19 protein-coding genes are annotated in these 17893 nt (G+C 68.5%); 12 read left to right on the top strand and 7 right to left on the bottom strand.

The window, feature by feature from the left end; genetic code table 11:
- Positions 1-36 precede the first annotated feature (36 nt).
- Together ACWEOI_RS14070 and hisG are read left to right on the top strand one after the other, a co-directional pair.
- A complete protein-coding gene (locus tag ACWEOI_RS14070) occupies positions 37-300 on the top strand; it encodes a phosphoribosyl-ATP diphosphatase (RefSeq protein ID WP_357085381.1) in 264 nt (87 codons plus the stop codon).
- 91 nt (positions 301-391) lie between these two features.
- Complete coding sequence (gene hisG, locus ACWEOI_RS14065; protein WP_433666093.1) at positions 392-1243, top strand: ATP phosphoribosyltransferase; 852 nt, start codon at positions 392-394, stop codon at positions 1241-1243.
- Between the two features lie 13 nt (positions 1244-1256).
- Here hisG and ACWEOI_RS14060 read toward each other — a convergent pair whose 3' ends face one another.
- The gene (locus tag ACWEOI_RS14060) at positions 1257-2114 is read right to left on the bottom strand and encodes a RecB family exonuclease (protein ID WP_452359838.1); all 858 of its coding nucleotides are present in this window, start codon (positions 2112-2114) and stop codon (positions 1257-1259) included.
- Between the two features lie 101 nt (positions 2115-2215).
- Between ACWEOI_RS14060 and ACWEOI_RS14055 the strand changes: the two genes are divergently transcribed.
- The gene (locus ACWEOI_RS14055; RefSeq protein WP_433666091.1) at positions 2216-3049 is read left to right on the top strand and encodes a methyltransferase domain-containing protein; all 834 of its coding nucleotides are present in this window, start codon (positions 2216-2218) and stop codon (positions 3047-3049) included.
- Positions 3050-3127: 78 nt separating this feature from the next.
- Here ACWEOI_RS14055 and ACWEOI_RS14050 read toward each other — a convergent pair whose 3' ends face one another.
- Entirely contained in the window at positions 3128-3484 is a 357-nt protein-coding gene (locus tag ACWEOI_RS14050) for a hypothetical protein (protein ID WP_452359837.1), read from the bottom strand.
- Between the two features lie 332 nt (positions 3485-3816).
- Here ACWEOI_RS14050 and arc point away from each other — a divergent pair, with 332 nt between their 5' ends.
- Positions 3817-5577 carry a proteasome ATPase gene (gene arc, locus ACWEOI_RS14045; RefSeq protein WP_357085391.1) on the top strand — a complete coding sequence of 587 codons (1761 nt, stop codon included), beginning with the start codon at positions 3817-3819 and terminating at the stop codon, positions 5575-5577.
- A 75-nt stretch (positions 5578-5652) separates the two neighbouring features.
- Here the strand turns inward: arc and ACWEOI_RS14040 are convergent, their stop codons facing one another.
- Together ACWEOI_RS14040 and ACWEOI_RS14035 are read right to left on the bottom strand one after the other, a co-directional pair.
- On the bottom strand, positions 5653-6060 hold the full coding sequence (locus ACWEOI_RS14040; RefSeq protein WP_433666089.1) for a hypothetical protein: 408 nt from the start codon (positions 6058-6060) through the stop codon (positions 5653-5655).
- A 43-nt stretch (positions 6061-6103) separates the two neighbouring features.
- Entirely contained in the window at positions 6104-6535 is a 432-nt protein-coding gene (locus ACWEOI_RS14035) for a nuclear transport factor 2 family protein (RefSeq protein ID WP_452359836.1), read from the bottom strand.
- Positions 6536-6656: 121 nt separating this feature from the next.
- Here ACWEOI_RS14035 and ACWEOI_RS14030 point away from each other — a divergent pair, with 121 nt between their 5' ends.
- The 4 genes from ACWEOI_RS14030 (at position 6657) to ACWEOI_RS14015 (ending at position 11776) form a co-directional block, all read left to right on the top strand.
- Positions 6657-7493, top strand: coding sequence for a nitrilase-related carbon-nitrogen hydrolase (locus tag ACWEOI_RS14030; RefSeq protein ID WP_452359835.1), 837 nt, complete (start codon positions 6657-6659; stop codon positions 7491-7493).
- Positions 7490-8911, top strand: coding sequence for a dihydropyrimidinase (gene hydA, locus ACWEOI_RS14025; RefSeq protein ID WP_452359834.1), 1422 nt, complete (start codon positions 7490-7492; stop codon positions 8909-8911). The genes ACWEOI_RS14030 and hydA overlap by 4 nt, the downstream gene beginning before the upstream one ends.
- A gap of 29 nt (positions 8912-8940) precedes the next feature.
- Complete coding sequence (locus ACWEOI_RS14020; protein WP_433666085.1) at positions 8941-9975, top strand: TIGR03842 family LLM class F420-dependent oxidoreductase; 1035 nt, start codon at positions 8941-8943, stop codon at positions 9973-9975.
- 403 nt (positions 9976-10378) lie between these two features.
- A complete protein-coding gene (locus tag ACWEOI_RS14015) occupies positions 10379-11776 on the top strand; it encodes a lipase family protein (protein WP_452359833.1) in 1398 nt (465 codons plus the stop codon).
- Positions 11777-11783: 7 nt separating this feature from the next.
- Here ACWEOI_RS14015 and ACWEOI_RS14010 read toward each other — a convergent pair whose 3' ends face one another.
- On the bottom strand, positions 11784-12302 hold the full coding sequence (locus ACWEOI_RS14010; RefSeq protein WP_433666083.1) for an NUDIX domain-containing protein: 519 nt from the start codon (positions 12300-12302) through the stop codon (positions 11784-11786).
- Between the two features lie 197 nt (positions 12303-12499).
- On the opposite strand from ACWEOI_RS14010, the gene ACWEOI_RS14005 reads away from it, so the two are divergent.
- On the top strand, positions 12500-12883 hold the full coding sequence (locus tag ACWEOI_RS14005; protein WP_433666082.1) for a nitroreductase family deazaflavin-dependent oxidoreductase: 384 nt from the start codon (positions 12500-12502) through the stop codon (positions 12881-12883).
- Between the two features lie 54 nt (positions 12884-12937).
- Here the strand turns inward: ACWEOI_RS14005 and ACWEOI_RS14000 are convergent, their stop codons facing one another.
- Positions 12938-13441: a nitroreductase/quinone reductase family protein gene (locus tag ACWEOI_RS14000; protein WP_452359832.1), complete on the bottom strand. Its 504-nt coding sequence runs from the start codon at positions 13439-13441 to the stop codon at positions 12938-12940.
- Positions 13442-13636: 195 nt separating this feature from the next.
- Here ACWEOI_RS14000 and ACWEOI_RS13995 point away from each other — a divergent pair, with 195 nt between their 5' ends.
- From ACWEOI_RS13995 to ACWEOI_RS13985, 3 genes are all read left to right on the top strand, one after another.
- Positions 13637-14089, top strand: coding sequence for a hypothetical protein (locus ACWEOI_RS13995; RefSeq protein ID WP_452359831.1), 453 nt, complete (start codon positions 13637-13639; stop codon positions 14087-14089).
- A complete protein-coding gene (locus tag ACWEOI_RS13990) occupies positions 14086-14781 on the top strand; it encodes a hypothetical protein (RefSeq protein WP_452359830.1) in 696 nt (231 codons plus the stop codon). The genes ACWEOI_RS13995 and ACWEOI_RS13990 overlap by 4 nt, the downstream gene beginning before the upstream one ends.
- A 142-nt stretch (positions 14782-14923) precedes the next feature.
- Positions 14924-16477: a glycosyltransferase family 39 protein gene (locus tag ACWEOI_RS13985; protein ID WP_452359829.1), complete on the top strand. Its 1554-nt coding sequence runs from the start codon at positions 14924-14926 to the stop codon at positions 16475-16477.
- On the opposite strand, the gene ACWEOI_RS13980 is transcribed toward ACWEOI_RS13985, so the two are convergent.
- Positions 16407-17891 (bottom strand): ABC1 kinase family protein, encoded by a 1485-nt coding sequence (locus ACWEOI_RS13980; protein WP_452359828.1) that lies wholly within the window; start codon positions 17889-17891, stop codon positions 16407-16409. The genes ACWEOI_RS13985 and ACWEOI_RS13980 overlap by 71 nt on opposite strands.
- Positions 17892-17893 lie beyond the last annotated feature (2 nt).

The following is a 17893-nucleotide window of genomic DNA, read 5'->3' as shown; positions in this document are numbered from 1 at the left end:
CGGGGAGTGTGCGCTCGTCTGAGAGAATCACTCCCCGTGAAATCTTTCGAAGCCCTGTTCGCCGAGCTGCAGGATCGTGCCGCCAACCGCCCCGAGGGGTCGGGCACCGTCGCCGCCCTGGACGCCGGCGTGCATGCGCAGGGCAAGAAGGTGCTCGAGGAAGCCGGCGAGGTCTGGATCGCGGCCGAGTACCAGAGCGACGACGAGCTCTCCGAGGAGATCTCGCAGCTGCTGTATTGGGTGCAGGTGCTGATGGTGGGCCGCGGGCTGCGGCTCGAGGACGTGTACCGACATCTGTGACGCACCGGTCGCTCCGCACACCCCGTGCGGAGCGACCGTTCCGTCCCCCGTCGGCCCCGTCTTCCCTTCCCATTCCGAAAGGACCTCCCCAATGCTTCGCGTCGCAGTCCCGAACAAGGGCGCCCTGTCCGAATCCGCCGTCGGCATCCTCACCGAGGCGGGCTACCGCAAGCGCACCGACTCCCGTGAACTGAGCGTGCTCGACCCGGTCAACCAGGTCGAGTTCTACTTCCTGCGGCCCAAGGACATCGCCATCTACGTCGGCTCCGGCGAGCTCGACCTCGGCATCACCGGCCGTGACCTGGCCCTGGATTCCGGTGCCCCGGTGCAGGAGCGCCTCGCCCTGGGCTTCGGCCGCTCCACCTTCCGCTACGCCGCCCCCGCCGGGCGCGAATGGAAGGTCGAGGACCTGCAGGGCAAGCGCATCGCCGCCTCCTACCCGAACCTGGTCCGGGGCGATCTGAAGGCGCGCGGCCTCGAGGCCGAGGTCATCCGCCTCGACGGCGCGGTCGAGATCTCCATCCAGCTCGGCGTCGCCGACGCCATCGCCGACGTGGTCGGCTCCGGCCGCACCCTGCGCCAGCACAACCTGGTCGCCTTCGGCGAGTCGCTGTGCGACTCCGAGGGCGTGCTGATCGAGGCCGAGGGCGCGGACCAGGACGACAAGGCCCGCAACCAGCTCGTCGCCCGCATCCAGGGCGTGGTCTTCGCCCAGCAGTACCTGATGCTGGACTACGACTGCCCCAAGGCGCTGCTGGACCGGGCCGTCGAGATCACCCCCGGCCTGGAGTCGCCGACCGTGTCCCCGCTCACCGACCCCGACTGGGTCGCGGTGCGCGCGCTGGTGCCGCGCAAGAACGGCAACGAGCTCATGGACCGGCTCGCCGACCTGGGCGCCAAGGCCATCCTGGCCACCGACATCCGGTCCTGCCGCGCCTTCTGATCCCGCAGCCGGGTCAGGCCGGGCCGGGTTCCGGCTCGTCCTGACCGGACGGGAAAGGCGGTGGCGTGCCGCCGAATTCGGGGCATAGTCGCTTGAAATCGCAGTACTGGCACATCCAGCCCGGGCTGGGCGGGAACTCGCCGGTCTCGGCGGCGGTGACGATGGCCGCCCACAGCGCCGACAGGATCCGCTCGAAGCGCAGCAGCTCCTCCGGATCCGGGGCGTAGGTCAGGGTGACGCCGTCGGCCAGGTACATCAGCCGCAGCTGCGCCGGGGCCCGGCCCTGGGTGCGGAGCAGGACCAGGGCGTAGAACTTCAGCTGGAACAGCGCCCGGGTCTCGTACGCCAGGCCCGGGGCGCGGCCGGTCTTGTAGTCGATGACGTGCAGCTCACCGTCGGCCGAGCGGTCGATGCGGTCCACGATGCCGCGCAGCGGGGTGCCGTCGGGCAGATCGGCCTCGATGAAGGTCTCGCAGGACTCGGGCTCGAACCCGGCCGGATCCTCCAGCCGGAAGTACACGTCCACCAGCTTGCGCACCTCGGCCAGGAACCCGGGCAGCTCCTCGTCCGGGATCAGCGACTCCACCTCGGGCCGGGACTGGCGCACCCCGGTCCAGGCGGGTTCGACGAGCGCGGCCGCGGCCGCCACGTCCCGCTCGGTGGAGGGCAGCCCGAACAGCGCCTCGAGCACGGCGTGCACCACCGTGCCGCGCACCGCCGCCCGCGAGGGCGGCTCGGGGATCTGATCGATCACCCGCAGCCGGTACTTGAGCGGGCACTGCTTGAAATCGATTGCGCGCGAAGGGGACAGCGCGGGTCCCCGCGGCGCGAACCGCTCTGTCTCCGGGGTACTGATCGCGTCGACCGACATACCTGGCAGGCTAAACGCAGGCACCGACAAGGTGCGCACGAATTCGCCGCAGCACAATCGCAGCGACGCACGTTTCACGACAACACGCAGAACGGAGTTTCATGACGGCCAGACGGACCGGCCCTTTCCAGATCGGTGACCGGGTACAGCTGACCGACGCCAAGGGGCGCAAGTTCACGGTGATCCTGGAGGAGGGCAAGGAGTTCCACACCCATGCCGGGCACATCAAGCACGACGACCTCATCGGTTCCGACGAGGGCTGTGTGGTGAACTCCGCCAAGAACACCCCCTACCTGGCGCTGCGCCCCCTGCTCACCGACTACGTGCTGTCCATGCCGCGCGGCGCGGCGGTCATCTACCCCAAGGACTCCGCCCAGATCGTGCACGAGGGCGACATGTTCCCCGGCGCGAAGGTGCTCGAGGCCGGGGCCGGGTCGGGCGCGCTGACCTGCTCGCTGCTGCGCGCGGTCGGCCCCGAGGGCAAGGTCATCTCCTGGGAGATCCGCGAGGACCACGCCGAGCACGCCGTCAAGAATGTCGAGCGATTCTTCGGCGAACGCCCCGAGAACTGGGAACTGACCCTGGGCGATGTGACCGAGTACGCCGGTGAGCAGGTCGACCGGGTGGTCCTGGACATGCTCAAGCCCTGGGAGGCCCTCGAGGCGGTCTCCAAGGCGCTCATCCCCGGCGGTGTCTTCCTGGCCTACGTGGCCACCACCACGCAGCTGTCCGAGGTGGTCGAGGGTCTGCGCCGCCAGGGCTGCTGGACCGAGCCCACCGCGTGGGAGTCCATGGTCCGCCCGTGGCACGTGGTCGGCCTGGCCGTGCGCCCCGAGCACCGCATGCAGGGCCACACCGCCTTCCTGGTGAAGGCCCGCCGCCTGGCCGAGGGCGTCACCGCGCCGCGCCCGCAGCGCCGCCCGTCCAAGGGCTGATTCGAACGCACGATGGCACCTCGGCGCGGGCATCACGTGATGCCCGCCCCGGGGTGCCATCGGTTTGCCGGCCTGCCGTTATTGGCAGGCGGCGCGGGCCATTCCGAGGACGGTGCAGGCGCCCGCGTCGGAGAGCTTCCAGGTGCCGTCGGAGTACTGGAAAGCCATCGGGACGTCGGGCATGGTGCCGTGCGGGGAGGTCACGCCGACCTTGGCGTCGGCCTTGGTGCCGTCCTGTTTGATCTCGCCGACGGCGAAACTGACCTGGTAATGCGCGAGTCCCTGGTTCATGGTCTCGATATTTCCGAGACGCTTGTCGCCGTCGACGACTAGTTTGGCTTTGTCGGCGGCCGGTTTTGCCGGGTCGGCGAAGGCCGTGAGGACGCTCTGCAGGCTCTCCGCGGTCGGCGCGGGCGCGGCGGCGACCGACGACACGGACGTATTCGTGGGCGACGAACCCTTGTCGTCGGAGCTACATGCGGTCACAGTTGCGGTAACGGCCGCGAGGGCCGCCACGGTAGCCAGGGAAACACGAAGCGTCCGGGAGACGTTGCGCATACCAGGAGTACGACTGGTGGGAAGGAGCATCAACGGCACCTTTCGGCTCGGGCCGGCGTTAACTCGCCGGAAACAGGTTAGGGCAGGCTAACATGCCTGTCCGGCCTGTGGGCCGCAGCCTAGATGTGATCACGACGAAACCATGTCGGAAAGCGGGAACGGTTAGAGCCCGGTAGCGTTGATAGACCGGGACTGGGAGGAGCAGCATCATGAGCCCCATCGAACATTCGGATTCGGCAGCCTGGAGGGAACTCGAGGCCGTACGTGCCGAGGCAGCTGCACTCCGGAGGCAACTCGCCGACACGCCCGATCGCACACGGGAATTGGAAGCGCGTGTTGATTCGCTGACGATTCGCAACACCAAGTTGATGGACACCCTCAAGGAAGCGCGCCAGCAACTGGTCGCTCTCCGTGAGGAAGTGGATCGCCTCGGCCAGCCACCCTCGGGCTACGGCGTTCTCATCGGTGTGTACGACGATCAGACGGTCGATGTGTTCACCTCCGGACGCAAGATGCGGCTGACCTGTTCGCCGAACATCGACACCACCACCCTCACCTACGGCCAGACCGTTCGCTTGAACGAGGCGCTGACCGTGGTGGAGGCTGGGCACTTCGACGCCATCGGCGAAATCGGCACGCTGCGTGAGATTCTCGACGACGGCCGCCGGGCCCTGGTCGTCGGGCACGCCGACGAGGAGCGCGTGGTCTGGCTCTCCGGTCCGCTGTCCGCGCTGGTGGACGTGGACGACCTCGAGGACCCGGATCGCCCGATTCGCAAACTGCGCCCGGGTGATTCGCTGCTGGTCGACACCAAGGCCGGCTTCGCCTTCGAGCGGATCCCCAAGGCCGAGGTCGAGGACCTGGTGCTGGAAGAGGTCCCGGATGTCAACTACGAGGACATCGGTGGCCTGTCCCGCCAGATCGAGCAGATCCGCGACGCCGTCGAATTGCCGTTCCTGCACAAGGATCTGTTCCGCGAATACGCGCTGCGCCCGCCCAAGGGCGTGCTGCTCTACGGTCCTCCCGGTTGCGGTAAGACGCTGATCGCCAAGGCCGTCGCCAACTCGCTCGCCAAGAAGATCGCCGAGGCGCGCGGTGAGGACGCCAAGGAAGCCAAGTCGTTCTTCCTCAACATCAAGGGCCCCGAGCTGCTCAACAAGTTCGTGGGTGAGACCGAGCGCCACATCCGGATCATCTTCCAGCGGGCCCGCGAGAAGGCGTCCGAGGGCACCCCGGTGATCGTGTTCTTCGACGAGATGGACTCCATCTTCCGCACCCGCGGTTCGGGCGTCTCCTCCGACGTGGAGACCACCGTTGTGCCGCAGCTGCTCTCGGAGATCGACGGTGTCGAGGGCCTGGAGAACGTCATCGTGATCGGCGCCTCCAACCGCGAGGACATGATCGACCCCGCGATCCTGCGGCCCGGCCGTCTGGACGTGAAGATCAAGATCGAGCGGCCCGATGCCGAAGCGGCGCAGGACATCTTCTCCAAGTACCTGACCGAGACGCTCCCGCTGCGCTCCGACGATCTCAACGAGTTCGACGGCGATCGCGGCAAGTGCGTGCAGGCCACCATCGAACGCGTGGTGGACCGCATGTACGCCGAGAGCGACGACAACCGCTTCCTGGAGGTCACCTACGCCAACGGTGACAAGGAAGTCCTGTACTTCAAGGACTTCAACTCCGGCGCCATGATCCAGAACATCGTGGACCGGGCCAAGAAGTACGCCATCAAGTCGGTCCTGGAAACCGGCAACCCGGGTCTGAGCATCCAGCATCTCTACGATTCGATCGTGGACGAGTTCTCCGAGAACGAGGACCTGCCCAACACCACGAATCCCGATGACTGGGCTCGCATCTCGGGTAAGAAGGGCGAGCGCATCGTCTACATCCGCACCTTGGTGACGGGGAAGAACGCCAGCGCCAGCCGTGCCATCGACACCGAGTCCAACACGGGTCAGTACCTGTAGGGTTCGGAAAAACCAAGAGGCCCGTCTCCTTTCGGAGGCGGGCCTCTTCGTCTGCGGGGAAGCCGAAGCCGCGGCTCAGCTTCCGGGGACGAAGCCCGGGTAGACCCAGTGGCTGACCCCGCCGCCGGGGGCCAGGTAGCCGGTGACATTGGGGAAGTTCATCGACAGCCGCTTGAGCTGGTGCGGGTTGCCGTCGGCGTCGGCCTGGAAGCAGCTGGTGGTGACGCCGTGGAAACCGGAGCAGACGATTCGGGTCGAGTTGCCGAAGGGCGAGGTCAGACGGGCGCGGTCGACCAGGGGGTTCCAGTAGTCGAGGTCGCTGGGGGTCAGGAAGCCCTTGGCTTCGAAGACGTAGATCGCGCTGTTCGGCTGCTGGACCGGCCAATCGTCGGCCGAGGCGGTGCCGGCGCCGAGGGTGAAGGCGGCTCCGGTGACGACGGCGGCCGTGGCCAGCCGGGTGACGCTGCGGGTGATCGTGTTCATGTACCCCTCCATGGAACGTCGATAGACACTGCGCGCATCAGTATCACACCAGCGCGCGATCCTCGGTCCAGTCCACGTGCAGGCGGCGTTCCCGGAAGAGCCACCGCTCGCCGTCGCGGGCGAAGGTGTCGGCGTAGCGGATGTTCATGACGAAAATCCGGGAACCGGTGGCGTCGTCGTAGACATGGGAGGCGGTGCAATACGTCTCGCCGCGAACCGCGTCGCCGGCGAAGTCCAGCAGCTGATTCGCGATGAGGTGCTGGGTGACGCGGTAGCGGTCGAGGGGTTTCATGGCCGCCTCGATCCCGGCGCGCCCGCGGACCGTGGTGGCGGGCCGGCCGGATCCCCAGTCGATGACCAATGTGCCGTCCTCGGTGAAGAGTTCGGCGATGGCGGCGTCGCGGCGGCGATCGGCATGGGCCGCATAACGCTCGGTCAGTTCGCGCAGGGCGAGGCGGTCGGGCAGATTGTCCATGTCCCTTCCTAACGCTCGTTCGGTCGCCCGGTATTCGATCCGGCCCACTGGCCGGGAAACTGTTCCCCAAATGTCGCCGTGTTTTACCTGCCCGCCATCGCGGGAGGTGGAACATCAGGAGATGGCGAATGTGCGAGCGGCGCTGGTGCAGACGAGCTGGACCGGCGACAAAGAGTCGATGATCAAGGCGCACGAGGATTACGCGCGTCAGGCGGCCGCGGCCGGGGCGAAGGTGATCTGCTTCCAGGAGTTGTTCTACGGGCCCTACTTCTGCCAATTGCAGGACACCAAGTTCTACGACTACGCCGAATCGGTGCCGGGCCCGACCGTGGAGCGATTCGCGGCGCTGGCCCGCGAACTCGGCCTGGTCATGGTGCTGCCGGTGTACGAACAGGAACAGCCCGGCCTGCTCTACAACACCGCGGCGGTGGTCGACGCCGACGGCAGCTATCTCGGCAAATACCGCAAACACCACATTCCACACGTGAACGGATTCTGGGAGAAGTTCTACTTCCGGCCCGGAAATCTGGGCTGGCCCGTCTTCGACACCGCGGTCGGCCGGATCGGCGTCTACATCTGCTACGACCGGCATTTCCCCGAGGGCTGGCGGGCGCTGGGCCTGGCGGGCGCGGAGATCGTGTTCAACCCCTCGGCCACCTCGCGTGGCCTGTCGAGTTATCTGTGGAAACTCGAGCAGCCCGCCTCGGCGGTGGCCAACGAATACTTCATCGGGGCCATCAACCGGGTGGGCATCGAGGAATACGGGGACGACGACTTCTACGGCACCAGCTACTTCGTCGACCCGGAGGGCCAATTCGTGGGGGAGGTGGCCTCCGGCACCGCGCCCGAACTCCTCGTGCGCGATCTGAACATGGACCTGATCAAGGTGGTGCGCGACCGCTGGGCCTTCTACCGCGACCGCCGACCCGACGCCTACGGAAAGCTGGTGGAGCCGTGAGCATCACCTTCATCCACGGCGGAACCGTGGTGTCCGCCACCGGAACCCAACCCCTCGACGTCCTCATCGACGGCGAGACCATTGCCGCGGTGGTCCGGCCGGGCTCCACCGCGCTGGGCGCCGACCTGGCCGCGGCCGCCGACACCGTCATCGACGCCACCGGCAAGTACGTGATCCCCGGCGGCGTCGACCCGCACACCCACATGCAGCTGCCCTTCGGCGGCACCGAGGCCTCCGACACCTTCGAGACCGGGACCCGCGCCGCGGCGTGGGGCGGCACCACCACCATCGTCGACTTCGCGGTGCAGAAACCGGGGGAGCGGGTGCAGGACAGCCTCGCGCTGTGGCACGAGAAGGCGGACGGGCGCTGCGCCATCGACTACGGGTTCCACCAGATCGTCGGCTCGGTGGACGCCGAATCCCTGAAGGGCATGAGCGAATTGGTGGCCGAGGGCGTCACCAGTTTCAAACTGTTCATGGCCTACCCGGGCGTCTTCTATTCCGACGACGGGCAGATCCTGCGCGCCATGCAAACCGCCGGTGACCTGGGCGCGATGCTGATGATGCACGCGGAGAACGGGATCGCCATCGACGTGCTCGTCGCGCAGGCCCTCGCCCGCGGCGAGACCGCCCCGGTGTATCACGGCCTGACCCGGCCGTGGCAGATGGAGGAGGAGGCGACGCACCGCGCGATCATGCTGGCGCAGTTGACGGGTGCGCCGCTCTACGTCGTGCACGTCTCCGCCAAACAGGCCCTGGAACAGATCGCCGAGGCGCGGGGCAAGGGGCAGAACGTGTTCGGCGAGACCTGCCCGCAGTACCTGTACCTGTCCCTGGAGGAGAACCTGGCCGCACCGGGATTCGAGGGCGCGAAATGGGTGTGCTCGACCCCGCTGCGCGCCCGCGCCGAAGGGCATCAGGACGAGCTGTGGCGCTACATCCGCACCGGCGACGTCTCCACCGTCGCGACCGACCACTGCCCGTTCTGCATGAAGGACCAGAAGGAACTCGGGCTCGGCGATTTCAGCAAGATCCCCAATGGGATCGGCGGCGTCGAACACCGCCTCGACCTGATGTTCCAGGGCGTGAAGGACGGTCGGATCTCGCTCGAGAAATGGGTGGAGGTGTGCTGCACCGCCCCGGCCCGGATGTTCGGGCTGTACCCGCGCAAGGGTGTGATCAGCCCCGGCGCGGACGCCGATGTGGTGATATATGACCCGAACGGGCACACCAGCATCGGGGTCGGCAAGACCCACCACATGAACATGGACCACTCGGCCTACGAGGGCTTCGAGATCGACGGCCACGTGGACACCGTGCTCGCGCGCGGCCGGGTGATCGTCGACGGCGGGCAGTACCTGGGCAGCGCCGGGCACGGCCGATTCCTGAAACGCGGTCTGTCGCAGAGTCTCATCTGACCCATCGGCTACGAGGGGAGAGTTCCGGCATGGACATCGGTGTGGTGTTGCAGTGCAACCCGCCCGCCTCCCGGGTGATCGAACTGGCCAGAATCGCGGAGACGCACGGATTCTCGCACGTGTGGACCTTCGATTCGCACCTGCTGTGGCAGGAGCCGTACGTCATCCACAGCCAGATCCTCGCCGCCACCCGGCGTGTCGTGGTCGGGCCCATGGTGACCAATCCTGCGACCCGCGACTGGACGGTCACCGCGTCCACCTTCGCCACCCTCAACGACATGTTCGGCAATCGCACCGTCTGCGGGATCGGCCGCGGCGATTCGGCCGTGCGCACCCTGGGCGGCCGGCCCGTGAACCTGGCGACGCTGCGCGAATCCATCGGGGTCATCCGGGAATTGGGCAATGGCCGCAGCGCGCGGATCGGGGACACGGTGATCCACTTCCCGTGGGCGAGCCGGTCGCGGCTGCCGGTGTGGGTGGCCGGATACGGGCCGCGCGCCCTGGAACTCGCCGGGGAGGTGGGCGACGGGTTCATCCTGCAGCTCGCCGATCCCGACATCACCGCCTGGACCATCGCCCGCGTGCGCGCGGCCGCCGAACGCGCGGGCCGCGATCCGGCCGAGATCACCCTCTGCGTGGCCGCCCCGGCCTACGTCACCGACGGCACGCCCGAGGCCCTGGCCCACGCGCGCGAGCAGTGCCGCTGGTTCGGCGGGATGGTCGGCAACCATGTTGCTGAGATCGTGGCCCGCTACGGCACGCACTCCGAGGTGCCCGCCGCGCTGACCGACTACATCGCGGGCCGCCACGGGTACGACTACAACGAGCACGGCCGCGCCGGGAACACCCACGCCGATTTCGTGCCCGACGAGATCGTGGACCGGTTCTGCGTGCTCGGCACCCCCGACCAGCACCTGGCCCGCCTGCGTGAACTCGAGGCGCTGGGCGTCGACCAGTTCGCGGTCTATCTGCAGCACGACGCCAAGACCGCGACCCTCGACGCGTACGGCGAATCGGTCCTGCCGCGCCTCGCGCCCGCGACCGATGCCACAGTCCACGACTGATTGTGATGTAGATCACACTTTTATCAAACCGATATAAACGCAGATGGAACACGTTCTACCGTGTAACTCCGGTCGGGTTGCTGAAAGTTCCCCGGACAAAGGCCTTCCCTTTGATTGTGAACCGTGGATGATTCACATGCCCGACATGTCATGGATAGATGAGGAGTAGCAAGTGACCGGATCCGCTGAGGATTTCCTGGCTGCAGTTCTGATCAAGACCATCACGGGTCTGTTCAGCGGCAGCGCCGGTGGTAGCACCCAGCCGACCGCCTGAACGTAGCAAGAAACCGAGGGCCCATCGAATCGCGCGGGATTCGGTGGGCTTTCGGCATTTCCGCGGCCGCCTCCCGCATTCTCGGGGTGTCATGTCGTAGTTTGATCACTCGTGAAGCAGCTGACCGCAGTGACAGTGGTTCTGGTTCTTTCGACAACCCTGGGGCAGGTCTCCGCGAGAGCGGAGACCGATCCGCCGCCGCCCGGGGTGGTGGCGCCGTCCGCCGGGGTGCCGAATCCGCTACAGCAGTGGATCGACGAGCACGTGCCCGCGCCGCTGAACATGGTTCCGCGCGCGTCGCGGCCGGTCGCGGCGCCGGAGGATCTGCCGCCCGAGCTGACGGCGTTGTGGAGCGCCGTGCAGTCCCCGCCGACCGGGGATCCGCTGTTCGACGCCTGGCCCGCCGATCTCGCCCGCTACGAGCCCGGTGAGATTCTGGATTCGCGGGACGTGACGGACTCGGCGCGGCCGACCATGCTGCTGCTGAACCTCACCGGCATCTCGCGCGCCACGCTCCTGAAGTTCCGCACCACCAACTCCGCGGGCGAGCCCTCGATCGGCACCGCCACCCTGGTCCTGCCGCCGAAGGAATGGGCCGGGCCCGGGCCGCAGCCGGTGCTGGTGAACGCGCCCGCCACCAATTCGCTCAACAAGCGGTGCACCCCCGGGTACGTGCTGGCCCACGGCATGGAGGTGCCGACCGGCAACGACTTCACGCCGTCACCGACCACCTGGGCGCTCGAGCACGGGTATGCGCTTATCATCCCCGACCACGAGGGGCCGCTGATGGCCTACTCGGAGCCGTCGGTCGCCGGGCACAATGTGCTGGACTCGATGCGCGCGGTGCGCGGCTTCGCCCCGGATCGGTTCGGCAGCAGTCGTTTCGCCTCGACCGGCTACTCCGGCGGGGCGATCGCGTCGAACGCCGCGGCCATGCTGGTGTCGGACTACGCGCCGGAGCTGCTCCCGTATTACGCGGGTGCGAGCTTCGGGGGACTGGTCAGCGACTATCGCCGCTTCGCCCACACCTTCGACGGCTCCTACATCTCCGCGTTCCTGCTCAGCACCGTGCTCGCGCTCGGCCGGGAGCACCCGGAGATCCTCGGCCTCATGAACCACGCGGCGCAGTGGCTGGCGACCTCGCCGATCAAGGACAACTGCAGCGGCAGTTTCGGTGCGCTCGGGATCGCGCCCATCCCGGTCGACATCATGGCCAAGGTCGACAAGCCCCTGGACAGCGCGGCGGCCGAATCGGTGTTCCAGCAGCTGAGCATGCAGGGCCGGAAATCGGGTGTGCCGCTGTTCATCTACCACGGCGTCCACGATCCGTGGGTCCCCGTGTCGGAGGCCGAGGAACTGTGGCGCGAGCAGTGTGGGCTGGGGGTGGCGGCGACGAAGAACATCGTCGGTGGTGAGCACCTCGCCGCCTATGTCAGCTCCTACGGCGCGACCATGGACTGGCTGGATCGACGCCTGCGCGGCGAGCCTGCCACGGGAGACTGCGCCGCGCCCGCGGGCGGCCGATGACGCCGGTTCAGCGCAGCAGATCTCCGATCAGCACCCGGGTGTCGGGGACGAACGGCCAGTGCGGGTCCTCCAGGTAGGAGCGCAGCTCCTCGTCGCTCCACCACCAGCCGTCCACGATCTCCTCGGGCTGATGGGTGATGGGGCCGTCGTAGCGCAGCTCGTAGGCGAACAGGTGGCAGCGCATCGGCCGTCCCTCCCACTCGCCGTCCCAGGCCGCGGCGGCCAGTGGCAGCGGCCGGTCGTCGTGCGGGCCCAGCACGATGCCCAGTTCCTCGCCCAGTTCGCGGACCGCGGCCTCGGCCGGATCCTCGCCCGGCCCCAGCACCCCGCCGGCCAGGCAGTCGTGCATGCCCGCGAAGACCGCCTTGGTGTCGGTCCGCTTGTGCACGTACACCTTCGACCCGTCGAGCGACCGCACCAGCACCCCCGCGCTGGCATGCCAGAGGCCCTGCTCGTACACCGCGGCGCGCTCCTGTGCGCCGACCTCGTGTCCGACCGCGTCGTACACCGCGATCATCTCCGGCATCTCCGGGCCCTCCTCGCTGCCGCGCCGCGGGACCCGGCGCTCTGAACAGCACTTTAGTGATGCCGCCGGGCGGGCGAGCGATACGGTCGGATATCCGGCGCGCCGCGGTTCCACCGGCTGTCGTGAGGGGGCCGCCGGGGCCCGGGCGGCGGCGTAGCCTCAGGGGCGCAACCGTTTTCGTCAGGGAGGACGAGACCATGCCACTGCCGCGGACACTGGCGAGGATTAATCGCCGGATCAGTAATCCGGTGCTGGGGATCGCGGCTCGCGTCACGCCGCTGTTCGGGGTCGTGGTGCACCGGGGACGCAAGTCGGGGCGGGTGTACCGGTCCCCGGTCATGGTCTTCCGGCGCGAGGACGGCTACCGGATCGCGCTGACCTACGGGCGGAACGCGGACTGGCTGAAGAACATTCGCGCCGCGGGCAGCTTCGAGTTCGAGACCCGCGGGCGCACCGTCACCCTCACCGATCCGGTGCTCGGGCACGACGCCAGCGCGTCCTGGGCGCCGCCGCTGGTGCGGCAGGTGCTGGTGGGCCTGAACGCCGCGGACTATGTCCAGGCCCGGCCCGTGGACCGCTGACGGGCGGCATGCTCGAAATTTGCCGGGGGTGGTTCGAGGCGGGTCGGCGACCGTTCAGCGCACCCGGAGCCGGATGATGACGCAGCCCTGCTGCCAGCTCTGGTAGGCGTCGGCCCGATTCGGATTGCCGTCGGCGTCGAATCCGATGCCGTTGAACTTCGCCCACTGCTTGTTGTGGCGGGCGATGGCCTCGGAGAGTCGGACGACGGTGTCCTCGTCAGCGAGCACCTCCGCGTCGGCGATGCGCTTCGGGCCCCCGAACGACACTTTCAGGGGGACGTCCTTGCGGATATTGCTCACCCACGGATGCTTGGCGGTGCCGATCAGGATGTCGCCCTCGTGGCGGGTGTAAGCCAGCGGCACGTCGTATTGCCTGCCCGACTTGCGGCCCACCACGTGCAGCACGCACAACCGCTTGCCGACCTGACCCGACAGGACCGGCACGCGCAGCAGGCCGCGGATGAAGGCATTGAGCAGGTTCTGATGCCCGCGGATGGGCTCGGGGCCGGTGGTGCTCGGGGTTCCGTAGGGATCGGTGGCAGGCTTCTGGTCGGTCATGCCGACCTCCTTCGCTGAAATGCGTTGCACGGCAGTCACACCCGGCATCGAGTATAGGCGGCGCGGCCGAGTGGGCCGGACCATCGTCGCTCGGCTCCACCTTGACAAGATCTTTTGCGAGGACGCCCGCTGTGCGACGATCTACCTCTGAGCAATAGCCGAACCGATCGACTGTGATGACGGTTGGTGATGGGTATGCGCGGCCGACAATCGATCCGAATCATCGTGCTCGCCGTGGCCCTGACGCTCCCGGCCTGCGGCGGCACCCCGCCGTCACCGCCGGCGACCGGCGGCCAGGTTCCCGCACGATTCGAAGCCGGGCCCTGCGCGCCCACCTCGCGGCCCGTGCCGTTGCTCACGGGGGCGCGTTGCGGGCAATTGACCGTCCCGCTGAACCGCGAGACATTCGACGACCGGACCCTGCGGCTGTCCGTCGCGGTCGTGCCCTCGCAAACACAGCCGCCGGCCAAGGAGCCGATCGTGTTCCTCACCGGCGGCCCCGGCCAGGACGCGATCGCCGATCCGCCGGTACCGGCCGACGTGGGCATCAACCGCGACCGCGACCTGATCCTGATGGGGCAGCGCGGGGACATCACCTCGAGCCGGAACATGATCTGCCCGGAGCTGGACCGGTTCATCGCGGGGTGACACCGCCGTCGGTGGCGGCCCTGGGCTGGACATGGGCCAGCGCCCGGCAGGCTCTCGACGCCATGGTGCGGGCGTGCACCGATCAGCCGGGCTGCGCGCAGCGCTATCCCGACCTGGAGGCCACCTTCGTGCGGCTGGTCGGCGAGGTCGAGGCGAATCCCGTCACCACGACCGTCGGTGACACGCAAGTCGTCATCGACGGGGGCTCGATGCTCGCGTGGTTCGTACCGGTGGCGACGCACCTGCCCGCGGACTTCCCGTTCGTGATCGACGAACTGGCACACGGCAATCCGCGGCCGATGGCCGAGCAGATGGCCATGGCGTTCGCCACCCCCGTACCCGTCAGCGTCTTCGCCTGGGGCCTGGCCCTGAGCATCTGGTGCCGGGAATGGGTGCCGTTCGAGACTCGGGACGACCAGTTGGCGCAAGCGAACAAGGCGTTCCCGAGCTTCCCGGACTCGGTGAAAGCCCAAGCGCCGCAACTGCCTTTCCTGCGCGAGGCCTGCGACGCCTGGAACGTGCCGAGGGGCCCGGCCTCCATCCGCGACATCACCGTGAGCGACCTGCCCGCCCTCGTGCTGTCCGGCAGTTACGACGCTCAGACCGCCGCCCTCAGTGCAGGAGTCTGTTCGATTCGTGCGACTCTTCGCCGCAGGGGATTGCCACTCAGAGCGTCCGGCTATTTCACGTAACCACGGTACCCAGAGAGCGGGCATTGCGACACGGTCGCGTTTCTGAAACAGGCGAACGGCGCGGTGCCACGTCCGAAATTTGCTGTAAAGAAGCTGTAGATTTCGAGTGTTCGCAGCTTGATCCGGTGGCGAGGAGCGCGCGGTGACCGATGTGGTGGATCGACCGGCCCGGTCGAACGGTGGTGGACGGCATGCCAAGCCCGCGGAGCGGCCGCCGTTCGCGTGGCTGAGCGTGGCCGCGGTCGCGGTGCCCGCCGCCGTGGTGCTGTTGCTGTCGGCGCGGCGCTACGGCTACTTCGGCGACGAGCTGTACTTCCTGGCCGCGGGCCGCCGCCCGGCGTTCGGCTATGCCGACCAGGGTCCGGTGCTGCCCCTGCTGGCGCGGTTGATGGACACCATCGCGCCGGAGTCCTATTTCGTGCTGCGGCTGCCCGCGGTCGCGCTGACGGTGACCGCGATCGTGTTGTGCGCCCTGCTGGCCCGTGAATTCGACGGCGGCCGCTGGGCGCAGCTGCTGGCGGCCATCGGCTACGCGAGCTCACCATTCCTGCTGTTGCAGGGCACCATGCTCACCACCAATGCCGTCGATACCGCGCTGTGGGTCATCATCACCTGGCTGGTGGTGCGCTGGGTGCGGACCCGCAACGATTGGCTGCTGCTGGCCGCCGCCCTCGTCACCGCCGTGGACATGCAGGTGAAGTGGCTGATCCCGTTCTTCTGGATCGCGGTCGTGATCAGCAGCATGCTGTGCGGGCCGCGGGAATTGGTGCGCCGGCCGCTGTTGTGGACCGGTGGCGCGATCGTGGTGCTGGCAACCGTGCCCGAACTCGTCTGGCAGGAACGCCATGCGTGGCCGCAGCTGAAGATGGGCGGGGTGATCGGTTCCGAACAGGGGATCCTGGGCGGTCGGCTGCTGTTCCTGCCCATGTCGATCAGCCTGGCCGGATACCTCGGAGCGCTGCTGCTGTTGTGGGGATTGTGGGTGCTGCTGCGCTGGGATGTGCTGCGGCCCTACCGGTTCCTGGGCGTGACGCTGTTGCTGTTGTTCGCGGCCTTCCTGGTCACCGGCGGGCGGATCTACTACGCGGCGGGCATGTACGCGGTCATGCTCGCGGCGGGCGCGGTCGGCGTGGTCGGCACCGCCGAGCGCATCGCACCGCTGTGGCGGCGGGTGCTGACCGCGGGCATCGCCGTACTCGCCGTGGGCGCAACGGCTTTCACGCTGTACTCGACGCCGTGGCGGCCCGCCGAGGAGGTGCATCCGCCCAAGGACGATGCCGAGGCGGCGATCAATATCGGCGTCTACGGGTCCTTCGGCTGGCACGAGCTCACCGACGAGGTGACCCGCGCCCACGAGGCGCTCAGCCCCGCCGAGCGTGAGCGCGCCGTCATCATCACCGACACCTATTGGCAGGCCAGCGCTCTGGACGAGTTCGGCCGCACGCACCTGCCGCCGCTCTACAGTCCCAGCCGCGGCTTCGGCTACTTCGGGACCCCGCCCGGCGACGCCTCGGCGGTGCTGGCCGTCGGCGGCTACGAGGCGGTGCTGCGCAGCCAGTTCGAGCACGTCGACCCGGTCGGCAAGGTCGACACCCGCCTCGGATTCAAGGGCAACACCCAGGACGTCACCATCTGGAAGTGCTCGGGCCGGAAGAAGCCGTGGTCACAGGTGTGGCCGCAGTGGATGCACCTCTGATCGGCCGGACCACCGCCGCCGCGGCCGCCTCGCGTTCGCGGCAGGTGCGCACCGCCGCCGCCAATCGCGGGAGCGGAGCGACCAGTTCGTCACTCAGCGGACCGTGCAGACCGAGCTGACAGAGCACGCCGGTGGCAGCCAGGATGGTGCGCCCGATCGGCGCGTACTCCGGCGGCGTGGTGAGGTGGCGCGACACATTGGACAGGCTCGGCTCGGTGGCGCGCCGCACCTGGGCGCGCAGCCACGCCTGGGTCAGGTGCGCGTCGCGGTGCCGGTACAGGTCCACGATCGGGTCGACCATGCCGACCAGGTCGGCGATCGCGAATTCCCGTTCCGGGCGCACGAATCCGTGCGTGCGCAGCGCCGCCTCCAGATCGGCGGGGCCGCCGTTGAGGGCCGCCTCGCCGATATCGCCCACCAGCGTGGGGAATTCGGCCGGGAACGGTGAGCACGCGCCGAAGTCCAGCACGCCCAGGCGGCCGTCGGGCAGCATCCGGAAATTGCCCGGGTGCGGATCGGTGTAGAGCAGCCCGGTCCGCGCGAAGCTCGCCATGACGAAACGCGTCACCAGCAGTCCCGCCCGGGTGCGCTCGGCGGGGGTGCCGGAGGCGATCACCCGGTGCAGCGGGATGCCGTCGAGCCATTCGGTGACCAGCACGTCGCCCTGCTGATCCACCACCGCCGGGATGTGGAAGTCGGGGTCGTCGGCGAAGGCGGCGGCGAAGATCCGTTGGGCGGCGGCCTCTTCGGCGTAGTCGAGTTCCGCGCCGATGCAGGCGGCGAACGCCTCGGTCACCGCCCGGGTGTCGAGGTCCGGGGCGAAGACCTTGGCCAGCGGCGCGAGCCGGCGCATGTGCTCGAGATCCGCCGCGACCGCCGCCCGCGCCCCGGGATACATGAGCTTCACCGCGACCCGCCGCCCATCCGGCCACACCGCGCGATGCACCTGGCCCACCGAGGCGGCGGCCGCCGCGCGAGTGTCGAACTCGGCGAACCGATCCCGCCACTCGTCGCCCATGGACGCCGCCATGGCCCGCTCGACCGCGGCGGGCAGCATCGCGGGCACCGAATCCTGCAGCCGCGTCAACGCCTCCCGATACGGCTCGCCCAGCTCCGGCGGCAACGCCAGTTCGTAGAGCGCCAGCAGCTGACCCAGCTTGGCCGCGACGCCCTTGAGCTCGCCCAGCACCTCGAACATGTGCTGCGCGGTGCGCGCCTGGATATCGAGTTCGACCTCGCGGGACGGTGTTCCGAGCGCCCGCCGCCCGAGCCCGCCCACCCGGCGCGCGGCATAGGCCACCGGCAGTGCGGTGATCTTGGCGGTGCGGGCCGCGGAACGGGTCGGCAGGCCGTCGGCCGAGCCGGTCGAGCGGCGGCGCGCCCGCTGGAAACCGCCCTGGCGCGGTTCGAGCATCG

The organism is Nocardia sp. NPDC004340 (assembly GCF_053602575.1).
Note: the sequence above shows the minus strand (reverse complement) of the source record. Positions and strands in the feature narration are given on the sequence as shown.